We start from the raw sequence: 19,311 nt of genomic DNA, 5'->3' as shown, positions 1-19,311 counted from the left end.
AGGAGTGAATAATTGATGACAAGCATGTTAAAACGAGAATTAATGAACGAAACAGCTCCGAACCGTTCGACAGGAATCATCAACGGCAAGAGCTCAAATATTTTAAACTGGGATGACGTCCGATTTTCATGGGCGTTCCCTAAATACAAGCGTATGCTAGCTAACTTCTGGACGCCGTTTGAAATTAATATGGGTCAAGATATTAAGCAGTTCCCTCAGTTAACGGCTGACGAACAAGAGAGCTTTTTAAAAATTATTGGCTTGCTGGCGCTACTGGACAGTATTCAATCAGATTATGCTAGCAAAGTAGCTGACTATGTAACCGATTCTTCGATTAATGCTCTAATGATTATTTTAGCGCAGCAAGAAGTGGTTCATAATCATTCGTATTCATATGTTTTATCAAGTCTTGTACCAAAAGGAAAACAAGATGAAGTATTTGAATACTGGCGCACAGACGAAAAGCTTCGCGCTAGAAATGACTTTATTACAAACGGATATAAAGCATTTAGCGAAGAAGCAACGGTTGAAAACTTTTTAAAGTCTATGGTATATGATGTTATTTTAGAAGGTCTCTTCTTCTATAGCGGATTTGCGTTCTTCTATAATCTTGCGAGAAATCAAAAGATGGTGGCGACATCTACTATGATTAACTATATCAATCGTGATGAACAGCTTCATGTTGGGTTATTTGAAAAGATTTTCAAGGAAGTACTAAATGAAAATCCAGCTTATCGTACGGAGGAGCTAGAAACGTTTGTAGTTGAAACGTTCCAAGAGGCAGCTCGTCTTGAAATTGAATGGGCGGAATCTGTTATCGGAGAAAAATTCGACGGCATCACGATGAAAGAGCTGCAGCAGTATATTGAATACATGGCTAATAAACGCTGTAATCAGTTAGGCTTCGGTCGAGCTGCTTTCCCAGAAGCACCGATTGAAAATCCTCTTCGTTGGATTATTGCTTATCAAGAGGTAGATTTAGGGAAAACGGATTTCTTTGAACAGAAATCACGACAATATACAAAAGCATCAGATGCGAATGGATTTGATGATCTATAAACACAAAAGCTGACTAATTTTCTTATTGATTAGTCAGCTTTTTTTAAGTGAATAAGTCCAAGTTCTAACGCACGTGTAGTAATTAAGTCATCAATTTCTTCTGGAATGTTTTCAAGTGTTCCCCATTTGTATGTCCATAAATGAGTAAACGATTGTACATAGATTGGAAAGGTTTGTTCATTTGCTTTTATGGCTTCTTCTTTAAAAAAATGAATCAGTTGTTCAGTTTTCATACTAGTCTCCTTTTTTATGATCTTGAAGAGAGAAAAAAGACAACCCAGAGGCTGTCCTTTTGCGGGTTATGCTTCAGTTGGCTTGAACGTTTTACAGTCTGTTTCATAACTGCTTGCTGCATGTTTTCCGCTATGACTTACCACGTAAATTTCTTCTGCGCTGCAGTGATTTCCATTTTTCCAAAAGTGACAGTTATTTACTTCACAAAGAATGTTTTGTTCCAACGTTAACCCTCCTTTGTATGTGATAGCTATAGTATGGTCAAAATTCAACTAACTTATAAGAAAGGTGGTAGACTTTCATTTTAATTGAGAATTTTTATCAATTAAACATTGACAAAGAGAATCATTCTCAATTAAACTGTGTATATAGTAAAGAATACAGGTTGTTGTCAAATCATTAAATGAATAATTAATTGGGAGGGAACAAACATGTCATCAGTTATGGTTGTAGGAGGAGACAGGTTAAAGCATATTACAGATCGTTTAGCGGGAGAAGGATTTAATGAAGTAATTCATTTAGATGGCCGTAAAAGCAATATGGTGAAGCGAGAAATACCCGAACATATTGGGTTTGTATTAGTTATTACGGATTTTATTAATCACAATATGGCAAAAGTCATTAAAGAGAAAGCAAAAAAACAAAAAAAACCGATTTATTTCGTCAAACATTCATGGAGTGCTATTCGTAAAGTGATTGAGCAAATTTCATGATTTAATTTTTAATCATTATTGAGAATGAATTTCAATTAGGGTGGTGAGACATAGGTGGAACCGATAAAAGTGCACATAAAGACACTCTCTAACGACCACATCGAACAATTTATTCGATGTCCGTACAAATTTTATCAGCAGCAGCTGCTTTTGAAAAAGACATCTATAGATTGGAAACAGCATGTTCAAGTAACTGTCCATCAAATCATTAAAACATACTATAGCAAGCCAGTTGAGTATCGCTCAAACCTCTATGTTTTACAGCTTATTGAAAAATATTGGCGCCTAAAGCCAAATATGTTTTCATCACCCATTCACTATTACGATGTGTTAGCTAAAGTAAGCGATTATTTACTGAGGTTTTTAGGCGAGAAAACACATGTGGAGCTACCGCTTTTTGTGTTTGAGAAATACAGCGTTTATGTAGAAGAAATTCAAAGCAACCTTTCTCTAACCATTGATTTTGCTGCATGGACAGAGAAGTCTTATACGGTAACAAAATTCATTCTAGATGACCATGAAGAAGTGAAGAACGCAATGAAAGACTTTATTATCGTTTTTTCGAGACAAGCTTTTAAAAAGGTTCCTGAACAAATTCGTTTTTATTCATTATTAACCGGAGAAACAACAACTTATCATATTACACCAGGCGATTATAAAAAAGCCATACTTCAACTACATATTGTCAAAAGTGTCTTAATGGAACCAAAACATTTTCAAAAGAATTATGCATCCAGTGAGTGTAAAAACTGTCCTCTTAAGCAAGAATGTTGGGAAGAAGGGGATGTGCGGCCAACACTGCTGGTGTAAAGGAGCGTCATTTACATGAAGGAAATCTTACTAGCTTATGCGAGTATGTCAGGCAACACAGAAGCGATAGCCGATTTGATTGAAGAAGAATTACTCAAGCATGGATTGCATGTGAAACGAGCAGAAGTATATGATATTGATGCTTCTGACCTTGTGTCCGCAGAATCTATTATCTTTGGAGCTTATACGTGGGGAGATGGAGAGCTGCCAGATGATTTTTTAGATCTTTATGATGAAATGGATGATATAGATCTCAGTCAAAAGCAGATGGCTGTATTTGGTTCAGGTGATTCATCATATGATGTTTTTTGCGGAGCAGTTGATTTAATTGAAGAAAAAATAAAGAGACGCAACGGAAATATAGCTGTTCCTGGTTTGAAAATCGAGCTCTCTCCCTTTGGAGAAGATGTAGAAAAATGTAAGGTATTCGCTAAAGACTTTGCTGAAGTAGTGGAAAAATCTGCTACTTCATAAGAAAACCCGGTCAAGTGCTGACCGGGTTTTTTAATATGGCTTCTTTTTGCTGTATTCTTTATTATCTTTCATAAATAGACGCCAGAAATAAAAGAATCCAGGAAATAAAATCGCAAAGCCAACAATATACACAATAAATAACGAATGAAACGCATCGGGATGTGTAAATCCATTCTCAATCGTTACGTTTGGATACACGACATACGGTAAATGACTTCGTCCGTATACGTAACTTGCTAAGAAATATTGAAGGACGATTGATACCACGGCTAAACGAGGCATTCCTTTTCCTTTTTGAGAAGGCAGCAGCAGAGCAATACCAGCTACTACAAATAGACCTACAGATCCGTAAAGAAGGGGCTTAAACTGCATCATTTTATCATATAACCAGCTTGCTTCTGATTGCATTGTAATCATAATAAAGATAGCCATTAGCAGTGAAAGAGGTCCTGTAATGAGCGCATCGCGCCGATAGACCGCATAAGCTTCCATTTCGTCAGATGACTTCGAGTAATCTGCTAATAAAAGAGACGAAAGAAACAGGGAAGAGGTAATGGCAAAACCAATAAATGAATAGACGTGCGGACTTGAAAACACTCTTGCTAAATTTAATCGCTGCGTCCCGTCAATTACATCAATAAATCCACCTTGACTTACTGGCAGTACGGCGATTAAAAAAGCAGGAATTAATACGCCAGATATACCGGATACATAAACCAACGCTCTCCGATATTTGAAGCTGCTAGCATAATGTGAAAACACTAAAAATCCGCTTCGAATAGATAAGAGAAGTAAAATGATACTTCCCGGTACTAGTAGCACTGTTCCAAGCGTAAATGTAGCTCGAGGAAAAAAACTAAACAGCGCAACAACAATCGCAACGATAAATACATTGGTTACTTCCCACGTCGGCGATAGATATCTGTTTGCTACATCTGTAGCATTTGTTTTCGTACGGTTAATATATACCATCGACCAAAAACCAGCTCCAAAGTCCATCGTTCCCATTACGGCATAGATAAAAATGAAGCCCCATATTACAGTAATTGCTAGTAATGAATCACCCATATTCTCACATCCTTTTTAATCTGCTTGCGCAGCAAGCTCTTTAGAAAGCGGATTTCTTCTGAAATAAAACACCAGTACAAGGGCGACTGCGGCCACGAGTACGATATAAACAAGCAAAAATAAAAAAAATAGAATATGCAAATTAGCAGAAGTGGTAACCGCCTCTGATGTACGCATAATGCGGTAAATGACCCAAGGCTGTCTTCCTGTACATGCAAAAATCCAGCCGAATTCAATGCCCATGATAGCGAGAGGACCCGTTGCGACAAATGCCCACATAAAAATCTTAGGGAAGCTTTTCTTCTTTAAAAATTTGTACCAAACAACGCCCACTAGCGCTACTAAAATTAAAATCGATCCGATAATGACCATACCGTTAAACAAGGTATGCACAAAAAGCGGCGGCCAATAATCCCTCGGAAAGTCATTGAGCCCAGTAATCACTGTGTCAAAGCTATTACCTGACAAGAAGCTAAGCATCCATGGAAACTCAATTCCGTATTTAACTCGCTGTTCTTCTTCATCTGTAAATCCGCCTAAAGCTAATGGCGCATGATCTTGCGTTTCAAATAGACCTTCAGCTGCTGCAAGTTTTTCGGGTTGATATTCGTATACTTTTTGCATCGATTCATGTCCATTCAAAGCTGTTACAAAAGAAAAAATCCCGCCAATTACTAATCCCATCATCAACGCTTTATGATGAAATTTATATTCTCTTGGATTATGTTTTCGCGCACGAAGCATTTTAAAGGCAGCGACTGAAGCAATGACAAAGCCTCCAGTTGTATAAGCAGAAACGGCTACGTGGCCGGACGTTACAAAGAAACTCGGATTAAAGAAAGCTGCCCAAGGATCTACGCTTACAATTTCGCCATTTAAAATTCGAAAGCCAGCAGGTGTTCCTTCAAATGCGTGCACGTTTGTAATTAAAACGGCAGAGGCAAGAGCTCCTATTGCTACTAAAATTAGACTGATAATCCTCATTTTTCGAGAAATACGGTCCGCTGCGTATACGTAAATAGAGAGAAAAAGAGCCTCAATAAAGAAAGCATAAATTTCAATTTGAAAAGGAAGAGCCATCACTTTTCCTACGATTTCCATAAAACCCGGCCAAAGCAACGCTAATTGTACACCAGCAATCGTTCCCGTAGGAATAGCGACTCCAAGCAGGACAGCAGCTCCTTTTGTCCAACGCTGTGCCATAAGTTCATAATCTTTATCTTTTGTTTTGTAGTAAAGAATTTCAGCCAATAAAATCATGAGAGGAATGCCGACGCCAAGAGTAGCAAAGATGATATGTACTCCCATGTTCAGACCAAACATTGAACGTGCAGTAACTAAATGATCCATTCATTTTCAACCTTTCCAGTAAAGTATTGATAAACCTTATTGTCCACTTTTTACCACACTTTATGCATCAGAATTGGTAAAACATATCACTTGAAAATAGTAATCATTACGATTATAATAAATATATATTGTTTTAAAGGAGAGATATTTAATGAAAACAAATATTCATCCAGACTATCGTAAAGTTGTATTTATGGATACAAATAGCGGAACATCATTTTTATCAGGATCTACAAAACAATCAAATGAGACCGTTCAATGGGAAGATGGCAACACATATCCGCTTTTAAAAGTTGAAATCAGTTCGGATACACATCCATTTTATACAGGAAAACAAAAATTTGCTGATAAAGGCGGCCGTGTAGAACGCTTTAAGCAAAAATATAAATTACAATAAAAAAACTAGCCGGGAGGCTAGTTTTTTTATTAATATAATGCTTTTTTCAGCGTATCAATGTTGTGTTGCATAATGGAGAAATAATCTTCTTTATTTTTAACATCGTTTTTCGTTAATGACTCTAAGTTATGAAGGGTTAAAGCTTGAGCTCCCACTTCATTTTTTACAAGCGTAGACACTTTAGGCTTTAAATTTTGGTCAAAGATAAAGTATTTGATATGGTCTTTTTTTGCCTGTTTTACGATGTTTTCTAATTGTTTTTGAGACGGCTCATTTGTAGGAGATAAACCCGCTACGCTAATTTGCTTTAAGCCGTATCGTTTTTCCCAGTAGCCATAGGCTGCATGTGATACTAAAATTTCTTTATGAGGTGCGTCGCCAATCGTTGTTTTTAGCTCTTGGTCTACATCTTCAAGCTGAGTCTTTAACGCTTGGAAGTTCTTTTCAAACTCTGCTTTTTTATCTGGTTTTAATTCAATAAGTTCATTCTTAATATTTTCTGCTAATTGAATAGCTAAAACAGGATCAAGCCAAACGTGAGGGTCTGTATCTCCGTGGTTATGCTCTTCTTCATGTGCATGTTCGTCTTCGTCTTCGTGTGCATGCTCATCTTCAGAACTCTTTGCTAGTTCAATTCCTTTTGCAGCTTCTACTAAAGCGACATCTTCATTTTTAAGTGTAGACTGTGCTTTATCTGCAAAACCTTCAAGCCCAATTCCTGAGTAAACGAATGCGTCCGCATTTGCGATTTTGACCATTGTTTTTGTGGTAGGTTCAAATGAGTGCGCATCTACACCAGTTGGTAAAATACTTTTAGCTTCTACATATTTTCCACCGATTTTTTCAGTGAAGTCCTGTAAAGGATAAATTGTTGTGTAAACTTCTAATTTTTTGTTTTTATTATCAGATGCGTTATTTGCACTGCTTGAACTGCACCCTGCAAGGGCTGTTCCAATTCCTAATGCCAGCACCATTAAAAGTGGTTTGAATTTCATTATGTTGCTCCTTCCGTTCGTATCGTAACCATTTATGACCTATGTTATTATATCGTAATTATTACGATTTGAAAACTAAAAAATTACGCACTTACTGTAAACTTCGGAAGAGGATCTTTGAAAGTAGCCCAATCCTGATTCATTTCCTCATTTGTCAGCAAACAGCGGTCTAAAGTTTCAATTATTTCAGCTTTATTCATATCAATACCAATAAACACAAGCTCGTTAATACGATCTCCAAATTGTTCATCCCATTTTGCTCGTAATTCAGGCTCTTCTTTTAAGGTTTGTTCTCTTTCCTCTGCTGTGTACGTCGCCACCCATTCACCCGCTCCTTGAATCATAATAGACGTACCTGCTTGAGAAAGAAGTCCTGCCATATGGTTGCGTGAAGGAAGCCAGAAAAATCCTTTTGCACGTACAATATCAACCGGCCAATTCTCTAACCATTTCATAAAACGTTCAGGATGAAGGGGACGATTCCTTCTATATACAAAAGAAGAAATACCAAACTCTTCTGTTTCAGGCGTATGGTGTTCTTCATTTAATTCTTTAATCCACCCGGCTCCTTGACTAGCTTTTTCAAAGTCGAATAAGTCGGTATGAAGTACAGACTCAAGTTTTACCTCACTATTAACGGTTTGGATAACAATGGCCTCTGGGTTTAATTTGTGAAGAACAGCTTGCAGCTCATCTGCATCGTCTTTTGTTAACAAATCAACTTTGTTTAACAAAATGACGTTTGCAAATTCAATTTGATCGATTAATAAATCAACTACTTCTCTTGTATCGTTTTCATCCGTTCCTTCTTTGCGATCTAATAAGCTTTCGCCGGATGAAAAGTCTTCCCAAAAGCGATTGGCATCTACTACAGTGACCATTGTATCTAATGAACATTTCTGAGTTAAATCAATGCCAAGCTCTTCATCAATATAAGTAAATGTTTGAGCCACAGGGATAGGTTCGCTAATTCCGGAAGATTCAATGACAATATAATCAATATCACCATTATCAGCTAGGCGTTCTACCTCTTTCATTAGATCATCTCGAAGCGTACAGCAAATACAGCCATTTTGCATTTCAACTAGCTTTTCTTCTGTTCGAGAAAACCCGCCTTGTTTAACTAAGTCTGCATCAATATTTACTTCGCTCATGTCATTGACAATAACCGCGACCTTTGAACCTTCTTTATTTTTTAAAATATGGTTCAAAAGCGTTGTTTTACCTGAACCAAGGTATCCGCTTAAAACGGTAACGGGAATTTTTTTCACTGTTATAACCTACTTTCTTGTTTATAAATAATAATGATTACGATTTAACACTTTTCATCTTATAGGAAAAAGTATTATAATACAAGAAAGAATTTTTTTATGAAGGAGAAGACAGCAAATGAGCTTATTACAAGATGTTTTAGAATTCAACAAAAAATTTGTAGAAGAAAAGAAGTACGAACTTTACGAAACAAGCAAATTCCCTGATAAAAAGATGGTTATTTTATCGTGTATGGACACAAGATTGGTAGAATTGCTTCCGCACGCTTTAAATCTGCGTAACGGAGATGTGAAAATTGTTAAAAACGCAGGAGCACTTGTTTCACATCCATTTGGAAGTATTATGCGAAGCATTTTAGTAGCTGTGTACGAGCTTCAAGCCGATGAGGTATGTGTAATTGGTCACCATGACTGCGGAGCAGGTAAACTTCAGGCGGAACCTTTTTTAGAGAAAGTAAGAGCAAAAGGCATCTCAGATGAAGTGATTAATACCATTGAATATTCTATGGACTTGAAACAATGGTTAACAGGTTTTGATTCAGTAGAAGAGACTGTTCAGCATAGTGTAGAGACAATCCGTAACCACCCTCTATTTTCAAAAGATACTCCTGTACATGGACTAGTTATTGATCCAAATACAGGAAAGCTAGATGTTGTTGTAAATGGGTACGAAGCAATCGAAAACAACTAAAGCTTAGTGTGATTTTTTCTCAGGTACTTCATCAATGCCACCCGGATGGAAAGGGTGGCATTTTAAAATGCGCTTTACAGTCAAATAAGATCCCTTTACGGCACCAAAACGTTTAATGGATTCAACTCCGTACTGTGAGCAAGTAGGGTAAAAGCGGCATCTTGCCGGAAGAAAAGGTGAAATTCCTTTTTGATACCCTTTTATAAGTAAAAGCAAAAGCTTTGCAATCATTTATTATCACGTTCTTTCTTTCGTGTTTGCTCATACTATAAGGGATAGAAGGAATAAAAAGCAACTAAAAGAAATAAAGGTTATTAAATGGATGAAATATATCGGAATTGCATGTTATGATAGGTGAAAGAAGAAAAAAGGAGTGGTATTATGCCATCAGTAGAAAGTTTTGAGCTAGATCATAATGCGGTTAAAGCACCTTACGTAAGACACTGCGGTGTTCACAAAGTGGGAAGCGACGGTGTTGTAAATAAATTCGATATTCGTTTTTGCCAGCCAAACAAACAAGCAATGAAGCCCGACGTTATTCATACGTTAGAGCATTTATTAGCTTTTAACATTCGTACTCATGTAGAAAAATATGATCACTTTGATATTATTGATATTTCGCCTATGGGATGTCAAACTGGGTACTACTTAGTAGTGAGCGGCGAGCCAACTGTACGTGAAATTATTGACTTGTTAGACGATACGTTAAAAGATGCAATTAATATTACTGAAATTCCAGCAGCAAACGAAAAGCAGTGCGGTCAAGCGAAACTTCACGATTTAGAAGGAGCAAAACGCTTGATGAAGTTCTGGTTAGAACAGGACAAAGAAGATTTAGAAAAAGTATTTGGCTAAAAATAAGCAGTCCGCGGGGCTGCTTATTTTATTTGGAAAAGATAAATGATTAAAGAAAGGGAAATGTCTCTTTTTATGAAAAAAATGTTTTAATCAACTAAAAAAGGGTACAACTATACTATACAAAGAGTTCACAAAGGAGCGAAAAACATGGCAGCAAATGTAAATGAAATCGTTAATAAACAAGTGGCAAACTTTAGTGTAATGTACATAAAACTTCATAACTTTCACTGGTACGTAAAAGGTGAACAATTCTTCACTCTTCATGAAAAGTTTGAAGAGCTGTATACGGAAACAGCTACAATTATTGATGACCTTGCAGAACGCCTTTTAGCATTAGAAGGAAAACCTGTGGCAACAATGAAAGAATCGTTAGAACTTTCTTCTATTAAAGAAGCGGATGGAAGCGAAACGGCTAAAGATATGGTTGCTTCTTTAGTAAGCGATTTTGATACGCTAACTGCTGAATTAAAAGAAGGAATGGATGCAGCCGGTGAAGCGGGCGACGAAACAACAGGAGACATGCTGTTAGCCATTCATCAAAGCTTAGAAAAGCATACGTGGATGTTAAAATCATTCCTAGGCAAGTAAGTAAAACCTGCGAGTACTCGCAGGTTTTTTTATGATAAGATGGACGAACACTTTTTTTTCACCGGCATATACTGTAGGGATATGACTGCTTATGACTGCTGAAAGGGTGAAAAAAGTGGATATGCAGAAGCTTTCTGTCTTGATAATCTCAAGTTTAGGTTCACTGGCTTTTTTTTTATTTGGAGAGTGGGACTATTTACTAATGGCTTTAGTAGCATTAGTGGCAATGGATTACTTGACGGGTACAATTGCAGCTTTTATAAATAAACGTTTATCTAGCAAAGTAGGTTTTAAAGGAATTGCCAAAAAGATTTTTATTTTTGCCATGATTGCTGTAGCAAACTTTATCGATTCTGTATTTTGGGAAAACGGTCATATTATTCGAGATGGAGCTATTTTGTTCTATATTTTAAACGAAATGATCTCAATTACAGAAAACGCAAGAATTGTAGGGGTTCCCATTCCAGAGCCGTTAAAAAAAGCAATAGCGATTTTAAAAGACCGCTTTAAATCGTAGAGTGTATAAAAAAAGAATAAGATACACATAAGAAAGATAAGTTGGCACTAGAAAGAAGGAGCTGAATATCTTTCATGACAAAAAAATATTATGTATCTCTGAGTTCAGGGGAAATCAATCAGTCAAATACTGCTTCAGATTGGAATTATGCGATTGAAGCAACAGATGAAGAAGTGGAGCAGCTGAGAACCTATTTAGATCAGCGCGCTTCAAGCGATTGGTCAAGCTTTTGGCGATCACATATTCCGTATCTAGAATATCATCATGATTCTCAAAATGATATGTACGATAAAACAACAGTTGACATATATGCCATGCTTTATCAGCTGGGAGACGATGAAACAAAATCACATATCAAACAGATGAATATTTTATCTTCAGATAGAACGGAGTAAGGGGTAAAAAGCAAAGAAAAAAAGTACGAGCATACTTTTCTTATCAGGTATGGGCGTAATGTATGATAAAATAAGGGAAAAATCAAATGGAGTTTGAGTCGACCATGTACACATTTAAGGATGCATATCATAATCAAGTATTTTTATCATTTGAAAAAAATCCATTCTCGAAAACTCCACGTCATGTTTGGGTCGTATGCAGGTATGAAAATCAATGGTTGCTAACGAATCACTCAAAACGAGGTTTAGAATTTCCCGGAGGAAAACTAGAAGGCAATGAAGTACCAGAAGAAGCAGCGGTTCGAGAAGTATTTGAAGAAACAGGCGGAGAAGTCTCTTCTTTAACTTATATTGGTCAGTACAAAGTAGTAAGTAAAGGAAAGACCATTATTAAAAACATTTATTTTGCTACTATTGGAAATGTAATTGAAAAAGAAGACTACATGGAAACAGATGGTCCAGTAATGATTGATGAACTACCTTCGGGTATTCAACAAGATGATGCATACAGCTTCATCATGAAAGATAATGTTTTACAATATGTAATGAAATATGTAAAGCGAACATTTTTGTAAAAGCATCGTATTAATAAAAATCCCCCCGTTTGTACGGGGGGATTTTTTTATGAGCGTCGGATCAATTTCTTTTCTAAATAAGCAACGCCTTGGTACATAATCGTAGCGAAAATGGCAATTAACAATAAGCTGAGAAGAACAAGAGTAAAGTTGAAAACTTGGAAACCATAAATAATCATATACCCAAGCCCTTTTGAAGAAACTAAAAATTCTCCTACGATGACGCCTACCCAAGATAAGCCGACATTTACTTTAAATGTGGAAATAATGGCAGGCATGGAAGCTGGCAGAATTGCTTCTTTAAAACAGCGGGTTTTCGTTGCACCGAAGCTTTTTAGTAATTTAATATAGTTTGGATCAACTTCTTTAAAGGCTGTGTAAACGACGATGGATGTAATAATAACGGATATAATCGCTCCCATCGTTAAAATTGAGAAAAATCCTGGACCGATCGCTACTATTAAAATAGGGCCCAGCGCTACTTTGGGCATGGCGTTTAAAATAACGAGGTAAGGGTCTAATATGTTTGCAAGCCTAGTTGAATACCAAAGGGCCGTTGCAAGTAAAATACCTAGCAATGTGCCTAGAATGAAGCCAAGAACCGTTTCAAATAATGTAAAACCAATATGTTCTGCTAGCGAGCCGTCGGCAAGTTTAATTAAAAATAAATGCCATACTTTAGTAGGGGAACTGAAAATTAAAGGATCAATCCACTTTAAACGAGAAGCTAGTTCCCAGAAGCTAAAAAAGGCTAAGAAAATGATCATCTGCACGCTCAGTACTAATCGTTTTTCGCCGCGGACCTTGCGAAGGTAGCTTTCGTGAAGAGTATTTAGGGAGCTAGTGGGTTTCAAGTTGATCAAGCTCCTTCCATATGTCCATAAATAAATCGTTATAGACAGGGTGCTGGCGTGCTTCAAACGGAGAAAGGGTTCGTAAAATAGAAGGAACCGTAAATGTTTTTGCGATCTTCCCCGGCTTGGCTGAGAATAAAAAGATTCGGCTGCTCATAGCAATGGCTTCGCCGATATCGTGCGTGACCAAAACGGCCGTTTTTTGATAAGTCATCAGTGTTTTGGAGACAAGTTCTTCAAGCTTGAGTTTTGTTTGAAAATCAAGTGCTGAAAAAGGTTCATCCAAGAGTAAAATAGCAGGGTCAATCGCAAGTGTTCGGACTAAAGCGACGCGTTGTCTCATGCCTCCGGATAACTGGTGCGGATATAGGTCATCTACGCCCTGTAAACCAATTTCTTTTAGAAGTAAAAGTGCTTTACTCTCTGTTTTATCTGTTAGCTGTCCGCGAATTTCAAGCCCAAGTAAAATATTTTCTTTAATGGTTTTCCACGGAAACAAATAATCTTGTTGAAGCATATAACCTATGTTCGGGACTGATGTTCCGATATTTTCACCGTCTATTGTGACAGAGCCGGACGATGGTTCAATCAAGCCGGCAATAATCGATAGAAGCGTCGTTTTTCCACATCCGCTTGGGCCGAGAAAGGAAACAAATTCTCCTTCTTCAATAGACAAATTAATATGTTCAAGTGCAGTGGTAGCAGACTTTGTCGTAAGATACATATGCTGAACATCTTGAATGTGAAGTTTTGTCATATTACTCACTCATTGCATCTTTTGCGAATTTTGTGTTGACTAGCTTGCTGTGATCGATGTGTCTTGGAAGTTCTCCAGATTCGTCCATGATTTTTTGTAAATGATCCCACTCTTTTTGATCTAATAAAGGGTTAGTTGCAAAGGATTTTTGGGATTTATAGCGGTCAATAACCGTTTTCAGCGTTTCTTTAGGTGTATCTTCAAAATACGGCGCAACCACTTCAGCAATTTCATCTGTGCTATGTGTATTCACCCATTTTTGTGCTTTGTAAATAGCTCGAGTAAATTTAGCTGCTGCTTCAGGGTTATCTTTTAAATAGCTTTCTTTGGCCATAAATGTTGTATAAGGAACTGTTCCTGATTCTTTTCCGAAGGAAGCAACGATATGTCCTTTTCCTTGTTTCTCTAAAATACTAGCCGTTGGCTCAAATAATTGAACGTAATCTCCAGTACCAGAAGCAAAAGCATTCGCAACGTTAGCAAAATCAATGTTTTGAACGAGTTTTACATCTTTTTTAGGATCAATATTATGCTGTTTCAACACATATTCCCCTACCATTTGCGGCATGCCGCCTTTACGTTGACCAAGAAACGTTTTGCCTTTAAGCTGATCCCATGAGAATTGATCGACCTTTTTACGCGCTACTAGAAATGTTCCATCGGTTTGGGTTAGCTGTGCAAAGTTGATGACGGGATCACTAGAACCCTGTGCATATACGTAGATTGAAGTTTCCGAGCCGACTAAGGCAACGTCGATGCCATCAGATAAAAGTGACGTCATTGTCTTATCTCCGCCCCACGTTGTTTTTAAATCTACCTTTAGTCCTTCTTCTTCAAAAAAACCTTTTGAAATAGCGACGTACTGGGGAGCATAAAAGATAGAGCGAGTTACTTCGCCGACACGAACCGTTTGTACAGATGTTGTTTTGCTGCAGCTAATTAGTGGAATGAGTAAAATCATAATAGCAAGCAAAGAAAAAAGCCATTTGATTGGTTTCATAAAGCAAACCTCCTTAAAATAATAAAATATTTTATGATAATGTATGTAAGGAAGTGGAAGAAGGTGAGTGCCTATATAATCGTGTGGAAAATCAAAGAAGTATAGTTCAACGATTGCCGATATAGGTTGCCGGGTGAAAAACAGGCCAGTTATATAAAGAATGGAGGAAAAAAATGAAGGATGGAACAATTCTACATAAACAGCGTTTTCCGTCACCTAACCCTCGCGTGGCGCTTTGGATAATTACATATGCATGTCAAGGACTTAAAATTAAAGGGATGCTCGCGGAACCAAAAGAACAAGGAATGTATGACGGCTTTTTATACTTGAGAGGAGGTATTAAGAACGTAGGAACGGTTCGTCCTGCTCGACTCATTCAATTTGCTTCTCAAGGTTTTATTGTGATGGCTCCATTCTATAGGGGAAATCAAGGAGGCGAAGGAAACGAAGATTTTGCAGGAGATGATCGTTACGATGCTTTTGCTGCTTACGATTTACTGAAACAGCTCCCTAACGTCCACCATGACCGCATTCATATTTTTGGGTTTTCAAGAGGGGGAGTGATGGCTTTACTCACAGCCATTGAAAAAAATGACAGCCGTTCTCTTGTGTTATGGGGAGGCGTCACGGATATGGTGCTGACATATGAAGAAAGAGAAGATTTAAGAAGAATGATGAAGCGGGTGATTGGAGGAACTCCTTCTAAATATCCTGAAAGATACGAATGGAGGACACCTTTGAACCGTGCTCATCTCGTCGAGCCGCCGGTCTTGCTTATTCATGGTTTAGAAGATAAAAACGTGTCGGTTGATCATTCCTATCAGCTCGAATCTAAACTAAAGAAGTCCAATAAAAAAGTTACCAGCTGGTACTTCGAAAACTTTCCACATGCTTTTCCACCAAAAGAAAACCGAGAAACGGTGAAGAAGTTAACGAAGTGGATGAAAGCGCAATAAAAGATATGCTACGATAGAGAAAACAAGTAGAATAACAGTGAGGAGTGAGAAAAAAATGGGTATGCCGCTAGAATTAAATACAATGATTGTGACAAAAGGCAACGAAAAGCGTGTAACGGATAACATTTTTCAAATTGAGAAAAAAGGATATCGCTTGTATCCGTTAGATATTCCATTAAACATTCACAAAACGAAAAATGGAGAATGTATTGGAACTGCTGTTGTGCGTAAGGTAGAAATGGCGCAGGAAAAAACTATTGTCACATATGAACTGACAAAATTACATTCGACTAATTAAAAAACCGATCGTCTATAAGACGATCGGTTTTTTATTAGACTCTAGGTCCGCCTAATGTTGAAATGTCAGATGCTACATCATTAAAACGCTTGAAATTAGCTTTGAATTTAGCAGCAAGCTCAGTTGCTTTTTGGTTATAAGCTGTTGCATCGTTCCATGCTTTAGAAGGCTGAAGCACTTCATCAGGAACTCCCGGAACATGAGTTGGAATCGATAAACCAAAAATAGCATCTGTTACTGTTTCGGTATTAGCTAGTTCTCCTTCAAGGGCTGCTTGAACCATAGCTCGAGTGTAGCTTAACTTCATTCGTTCACCTACGCCGTATTCACCGCCGGTCCATCCAGTATTTACAAGGTAGACATTTACATTATGTTCATCGATTTTCTTTCCTAGCATTTCTGCATAAGTTGTTGGAGCAAGAGGTAAGAAAGGCTCACCAAAGCATGTAGAGAAAGTAGCCTGTGGCGATGTTACGCCGCGCTCTGTTCCAGCTAACTTACTAGTATATCCGCTCAGAAAATGGTACATCGCTTGTTCTTTTGTAAGCTTGCTGATTGGAGGTAAGACGCCGAAAGCATCAGCAGTTAAAAAGACAATAGCTGTAGGATGCCCAGCAACGCTTGGCAATACCGTATTATCAATAGAGTCAATTGAATAAGCGGCACGAGTATTCTCTGTTAAACTATTATCATTGTAATCTGCTACTTTCGTATTTTGATTTAACACTACATTTTCTAGTACGGCGCCGAAGCGAATTGCATTGAAAATTTGCGGTTCTTTTTCTTCAGAAAGCTGAATGCACTTCGCGTAGCATCCTCCTTCAATATTAAATACACCAGAGCTTGACCAACCGTGCTCGTCATCTCCGATTAAACGACGGTTTGCATCAGCAGAAAGCGTTGTTTTACCCGTTCCAGATAAACCAAAGAATAATGCAACGTCACCTTCTTCTCCTACGTTAGCAGAACAGTGCATAGATAGAATATTGTTTTGAGGAAGCAAGAAGTTCATCACTGAGAAAATAGATTTTTTCATTTCACCAGCGTATTCAGTTCCTCCAATTAGCACAATTCGTCGCTCTAACGAAAGAATAATGAAGGTTTCAGAATTCGTCCCGTCTGTTTCAGGATCAGCTTTGAACGTTGGAGCTGCTACAATTGTAAACGGCTTCACATCATCATTTGTTTTTGGTTCGGCTGAAGGGCGAATGAATAACTGCTGAGCGAATAGGTTGTGCCATGCAAATTCATTAACTACTTGAATTGGTAACTGATACTTTTTATCAGCTCCAGCATATCCATTAAAAACAAAAAGTTCATTCTGCTTCTTTAAGTGGGTTAAGACTTTTTTGTATAGCGCATCGAATCGCTGAGCAGAAATTGGCTGATTGACAGGTCCCCATTCAACCGTTTTTGAAGATACAGCATCGCTTACAATAAATTTATCTAAAGGAGAGCGACCTGTATATTTTCCGGTTTCGACTGACACAGCACCTGTAGAAGTCAGCGTTCCTTCGCGTCGAGCTAGAATTTTTTCAACAAGTTGTGGAACAGATAATTGATGTTTTGTTGTTTTTAATTGAAGCAAACCATTTAATTCGATAGACATATCAACAGTACTCATGTGCACTACCTTCCTTTTTTAGCTATTATTTATTCATTAATGTTTGAAATTTATAATTAGTATAACACATTTATTTAATTATTCTATACTATTTAACTAAAAATGTTTGTGCATTATAAAAAAATGTACGTTATACCTATTTTAGACACATGTATATGTGCTAGAAGCGAAAAAAGTGAGGCTATTTTAAGTGAAAGCCTCATTTTGATCTGTCATATTAACCAAACTTAGTGATGATTCTTAATAAGGTGTACTATTTCAGAATTTGAGTATGTTACATTAAAACAGATTCAAACATAAAGAGATGATTTCCATTTGAATGTTGTTGACAGTGAAGCGCTTTTTCATGTATTATATGTCCTTGAACGGATACTCTCTTATCCCGAGCTGGTGGAGGGACAGGCCCTATGAAACCCAGCAACCATCGTCATTTTTTTGTGTAGACGATAAGGTGCTAACCTGATGCAAGGGCACAACCTTGATCGATAAGAGTGAAAGGCTTATGTAGAATTTGATACCTTTCCTCGATACAAGGAAAGGTTTTTTTATATTTTTTAACGTGTAATGAAAATAAGGGAATGAGTACCGTATCACAATGTATCGTATTTATAAGGAGGAAAACTGATGTCAACACAACGTCGTCTGTTCACGTCAGAATCTGTTACAGAGGGACATCCCGATAAAATTTGTGACCAAATTTCTGACTCAATTCTTGATGCTATCCTAGCAAAGGATCCAAATGCTCGTGTTGCTTGTGAAACAAGCGTAACAACTGGTTTAGTTTTAGTAAGTGGTGAAATTACAACTTCTACTTACGTGGATATTCCTAAAACAGTTCGTGAAACAATTAAAGGAATTGGCTATACTCGTGCAAAATACGGATTTGATGCTGAAACTTGTGCAGTATTAACATCTATCGACGAGCAGTCAGCTGATATCGCTGCTGGTGTAGACCAAGCGTTAGAAGCACGTGAAGGTCAAATGTCAGATGAAGAAATCGAAGCAATCGGAGCTGGAGACCAAGGGTTAATGTTTGGTTACGCATGTAACGAAACAAAAGAATTAATGCCTCTTCCAATTTCATTAGCTCATAAACTTGCTCGCCGTCTAACAGAAGTACGTAAAGAAGAAATTCTTCCTTACCTTCGCCCGGATGGTAAAACACAAGTAACAGTTGAATATGATGAAAACAACAAACCTGTTCGCATCGATACAATTGTTATTTCAACTCAGCATCACCCAGAAGTAACGTTAGAGCAAATTCAGCGTAACTTAAAAGAATATGTTATTAATCCAGTTGTTCCAAACGAGTTAATTGATGAAAATACAAAGTATTTCATTAACCCAACAGGACGTTTCGTAATCGGCGGTCCTCAAGGAGATGCTGGTTTAACTGGTCGTAAAATTATCGTTGATACTTACGGCGGATATGCTCGTCACGGCGGCGGTGCATTCTCTGGTAAGGACGCAACAAAAGTAGACCGTTCAGCAGCTTATGCAGCTCGTTATGTTGCGAAAAACATTGTAGCAGCTGATCTTGCTGATAAATGTGAAGTACAACTAGCATATGCAATTGGTGTTGCACAGCCAGTATCTATTTCAATTGATACATTCGGTACAGGAAAAGTTTCTGAAGAAGTACTAGTAGACGTAGTACGCAAAAACTTTGACCTACGTCCAGCAGGCATCATTAAAATGCTTGATTTACGTCGCCCAATTTATAAGCAAACAGCAGCTTACGGCCACTTTGGTCGTACGGATGTAGAGCTTCCTTGGGAGTTCACAGACAAAGCGGAAGCATTAAAAACTCAAGCTTTAGCTAAATAA

At 37.6% G+C, this 19,311-nt stretch carries 25 protein-coding genes and 1 riboswitch; of the genes, 14 read left to right on the top strand and 11 right to left on the bottom strand.

What is annotated here, in order from left to right:
• The first annotated feature begins 15 nt into the window (after nt 1-15).
• Nucleotides 16-1,059 (top strand): ribonucleotide-diphosphate reductase subunit beta, encoded by a 1,044-nt coding sequence (locus tag ACO1DI_RS09085; protein WP_013059560.1) that lies wholly within the window; start codon nt 16-18, stop codon nt 1,057-1,059.
• A 29-nt stretch (nt 1,060-1,088) separates the two neighbouring features.
• Here the strand turns inward: ACO1DI_RS09085 and ACO1DI_RS09080 are convergent, their stop codons facing one another.
• The gene (locus tag ACO1DI_RS09080; protein ID WP_013059559.1) at nt 1,089-1,292 is read right to left on the bottom strand and encodes a hypothetical protein; all 204 of its coding nucleotides are present in this window, start codon (nt 1,290-1,292) and stop codon (nt 1,089-1,091) included.
• 66 nt (nt 1,293-1,358) lie between these two features.
• On the bottom strand, nt 1,359-1,517 hold the full coding sequence (locus tag ACO1DI_RS09075; RefSeq protein WP_013059558.1) for a DUF1540 domain-containing protein: 159 nt from the start codon (nt 1,515-1,517) through the stop codon (nt 1,359-1,361).
• A gap of 207 nt (nt 1,518-1,724) precedes the next feature.
• Here ACO1DI_RS09075 and ACO1DI_RS09070 point away from each other — a divergent pair, with 207 nt between their 5' ends.
• The 3 genes from ACO1DI_RS09070 to ACO1DI_RS09060 are packed head-to-tail and all read left to right on the top strand — an operon-like array spanning nt 1,725 to nt 3,290.
• Nucleotides 1,725-2,006: a DUF2325 domain-containing protein gene (locus ACO1DI_RS09070; RefSeq protein ID WP_013059557.1), complete on the top strand. Its 282-nt coding sequence runs from the start codon at nt 1,725-1,727 to the stop codon at nt 2,004-2,006.
• A 54-nt stretch (nt 2,007-2,060) separates the two neighbouring features.
• Complete coding sequence (locus ACO1DI_RS09065; protein ID WP_226554854.1) at nt 2,061-2,816, top strand: hypothetical protein; 756 nt, start codon at nt 2,061-2,063, stop codon at nt 2,814-2,816.
• 15 nt (nt 2,817-2,831) lie between these two features.
• Nucleotides 2,832-3,290 carry a flavodoxin gene (locus ACO1DI_RS09060; RefSeq protein ID WP_221779470.1) on the top strand — a complete coding sequence of 153 codons (459 nt, stop codon included), beginning with the start codon at nt 2,832-2,834 and terminating at the stop codon, nt 3,288-3,290.
• Nucleotides 3,291-3,320: 30 nt separating this feature from the next.
• On the opposite strand, the gene ACO1DI_RS09055 is transcribed toward ACO1DI_RS09060, so the two are convergent.
• Both ACO1DI_RS09055 and ACO1DI_RS09050 read right to left on the bottom strand, forming a co-directional pair.
• A complete protein-coding gene (locus tag ACO1DI_RS09055; RefSeq protein WP_014457951.1) occupies nt 3,321-4,358 on the bottom strand; it encodes a cytochrome d ubiquinol oxidase subunit II in 1,038 nt (345 codons plus the stop codon).
• Nucleotides 4,359-4,373: 15 nt separating this feature from the next.
• Complete coding sequence (locus tag ACO1DI_RS09050; RefSeq protein ID WP_014457952.1) at nt 4,374-5,708, bottom strand: cytochrome ubiquinol oxidase subunit I; 1,335 nt, start codon at nt 5,706-5,708, stop codon at nt 4,374-4,376.
• 151 nt (nt 5,709-5,859) lie between these two features.
• Here ACO1DI_RS09050 and ACO1DI_RS09045 point away from each other — a divergent pair, with 151 nt between their 5' ends.
• Nucleotides 5,860-6,105 carry a type B 50S ribosomal protein L31 gene (locus tag ACO1DI_RS09045; protein ID WP_013059552.1) on the top strand — a complete coding sequence of 82 codons (246 nt, stop codon included), beginning with the start codon at nt 5,860-5,862 and terminating at the stop codon, nt 6,103-6,105.
• A 29-nt stretch (nt 6,106-6,134) separates the two neighbouring features.
• On the opposite strand, the gene ACO1DI_RS09040 is transcribed toward ACO1DI_RS09045, so the two are convergent.
• Nucleotides 6,135-7,100 carry a metal ABC transporter substrate-binding protein gene (locus ACO1DI_RS09040; protein ID WP_115655007.1) on the bottom strand — a complete coding sequence of 322 codons (966 nt, stop codon included), beginning with the start codon at nt 7,098-7,100 and terminating at the stop codon, nt 6,135-6,137.
• Between the two features lie 83 nt (nt 7,101-7,183).
• Complete coding sequence (locus tag ACO1DI_RS09035; RefSeq protein ID WP_226554855.1) at nt 7,184-8,371, bottom strand: GTP-binding protein; 1,188 nt, start codon at nt 8,369-8,371, stop codon at nt 7,184-7,186.
• Between the two features lie 118 nt (nt 8,372-8,489).
• Between ACO1DI_RS09035 and ACO1DI_RS09030 the strand changes: the two genes are divergently transcribed.
• On the top strand, nt 8,490-9,062 hold the full coding sequence (locus ACO1DI_RS09030; protein WP_014457956.1) for a beta-class carbonic anhydrase: 573 nt from the start codon (nt 8,490-8,492) through the stop codon (nt 9,060-9,062).
• Between the two features lie 3 nt (nt 9,063-9,065).
• Here ACO1DI_RS09030 and yidD read toward each other — a convergent pair whose 3' ends face one another.
• The gene (gene yidD, locus ACO1DI_RS09025; protein WP_013059548.1) at nt 9,066-9,293 is read right to left on the bottom strand and encodes a membrane protein insertion efficiency factor YidD; all 228 of its coding nucleotides are present in this window, start codon (nt 9,291-9,293) and stop codon (nt 9,066-9,068) included.
• 150 nt (nt 9,294-9,443) lie between these two features.
• On the opposite strand from yidD, the gene ACO1DI_RS09020 reads away from it, so the two are divergent.
• The 5 genes from ACO1DI_RS09020 (at nt 9,444) to ytkD (ending at nt 11,995) form a co-directional block, all read left to right on the top strand.
• The gene (locus ACO1DI_RS09020; protein ID WP_013059547.1) at nt 9,444-9,917 is read left to right on the top strand and encodes an S-ribosylhomocysteine lyase; all 474 of its coding nucleotides are present in this window, start codon (nt 9,444-9,446) and stop codon (nt 9,915-9,917) included.
• A gap of 150 nt (nt 9,918-10,067) precedes the next feature.
• Complete coding sequence (locus ACO1DI_RS09015; protein ID WP_013059546.1) at nt 10,068-10,508, top strand: Dps family protein; 441 nt, start codon at nt 10,068-10,070, stop codon at nt 10,506-10,508.
• Between the two features lie 91 nt (nt 10,509-10,599).
• A complete protein-coding gene (locus tag ACO1DI_RS09010) occupies nt 10,600-11,025 on the top strand; it encodes a phage holin family protein (RefSeq protein ID WP_014457957.1) in 426 nt (141 codons plus the stop codon).
• Nucleotides 11,026-11,099: 74 nt separating this feature from the next.
• On the top strand, nt 11,100-11,420 hold the full coding sequence (locus ACO1DI_RS09005; protein ID WP_033579584.1) for a hypothetical protein: 321 nt from the start codon (nt 11,100-11,102) through the stop codon (nt 11,418-11,420).
• Between the two features lie 104 nt (nt 11,421-11,524).
• On the top strand, nt 11,525-11,995 hold the full coding sequence (gene ytkD, locus ACO1DI_RS09000) for an RNA deprotection pyrophosphohydrolase (protein WP_014457959.1): 471 nt from the start codon (nt 11,525-11,527) through the stop codon (nt 11,993-11,995).
• A gap of 47 nt (nt 11,996-12,042) precedes the next feature.
• Here ytkD and ACO1DI_RS08995 read toward each other — a convergent pair whose 3' ends face one another.
• The 3 genes from ACO1DI_RS08995 to ACO1DI_RS08985 are packed head-to-tail and all read right to left on the bottom strand — an operon-like array spanning nt 12,043 to nt 14,606.
• Nucleotides 12,043-12,849 carry an ABC transporter permease gene (locus ACO1DI_RS08995; RefSeq protein WP_042991846.1) on the bottom strand — a complete coding sequence of 269 codons (807 nt, stop codon included), beginning with the start codon at nt 12,847-12,849 and terminating at the stop codon, nt 12,043-12,045.
• Complete coding sequence (locus tag ACO1DI_RS08990) at nt 12,836-13,606, bottom strand: ABC transporter ATP-binding protein (protein WP_115655006.1); 771 nt, start codon at nt 13,604-13,606, stop codon at nt 12,836-12,838. The genes ACO1DI_RS08995 and ACO1DI_RS08990 overlap by 14 nt, the downstream gene beginning before the upstream one ends.
• A gap of 1 nt (nt 13,607) precedes the next feature.
• Complete coding sequence (locus ACO1DI_RS08985; protein WP_014457962.1) at nt 13,608-14,606, bottom strand: ABC transporter substrate-binding protein; 999 nt, start codon at nt 14,604-14,606, stop codon at nt 13,608-13,610.
• Nucleotides 14,607-14,779: 173 nt separating this feature from the next.
• Here ACO1DI_RS08985 and ACO1DI_RS08980 point away from each other — a divergent pair, with 173 nt between their 5' ends.
• Both ACO1DI_RS08980 and ACO1DI_RS08975 read left to right on the top strand, forming a co-directional pair.
• Nucleotides 14,780-15,562: an alpha/beta hydrolase family protein gene (locus ACO1DI_RS08980; protein ID WP_014457963.1), complete on the top strand. Its 783-nt coding sequence runs from the start codon at nt 14,780-14,782 to the stop codon at nt 15,560-15,562.
• 55 nt (nt 15,563-15,617) lie between these two features.
• Entirely contained in the window at nt 15,618-15,860 is a 243-nt protein-coding gene (locus tag ACO1DI_RS08975; RefSeq protein WP_014457964.1) for a DUF2584 domain-containing protein, read from the top strand.
• A 34-nt stretch (nt 15,861-15,894) separates the two neighbouring features.
• On the opposite strand, the gene pckA is transcribed toward ACO1DI_RS08975, so the two are convergent.
• Nucleotides 15,895-17,484 (bottom strand): phosphoenolpyruvate carboxykinase (ATP), encoded by a 1,590-nt coding sequence (gene pckA / locus ACO1DI_RS08970; protein ID WP_115655004.1) that lies wholly within the window; start codon nt 17,482-17,484, stop codon nt 15,895-15,897.
• A 374-nt stretch (nt 17,485-17,858) separates the two neighbouring features.
• A riboswitch (SAM riboswitch) is annotated at nt 17,859-17,976 on the top strand.
• Between the two features lie 132 nt (nt 17,977-18,108).
• Between pckA and metK the strand changes: the two genes are divergently transcribed.
• The gene (gene metK, locus ACO1DI_RS08965) at nt 18,109-19,311 is read left to right on the top strand and encodes a methionine adenosyltransferase (protein ID WP_013059536.1); all 1,203 of its coding nucleotides are present in this window, start codon (nt 18,109-18,111) and stop codon (nt 19,309-19,311) included.

The sequence above is a fragment of the Priestia sp. 40 genome (assembly GCF_049368575.1).
Taxonomy (GTDB): Bacteria; Bacillota; Bacilli; order Bacillales; family Bacillaceae_H; genus Priestia; species Priestia zanthoxyli.
Note: the sequence above shows the minus strand (reverse complement) of the source record. Positions and strands in the feature narration are given on the sequence as shown.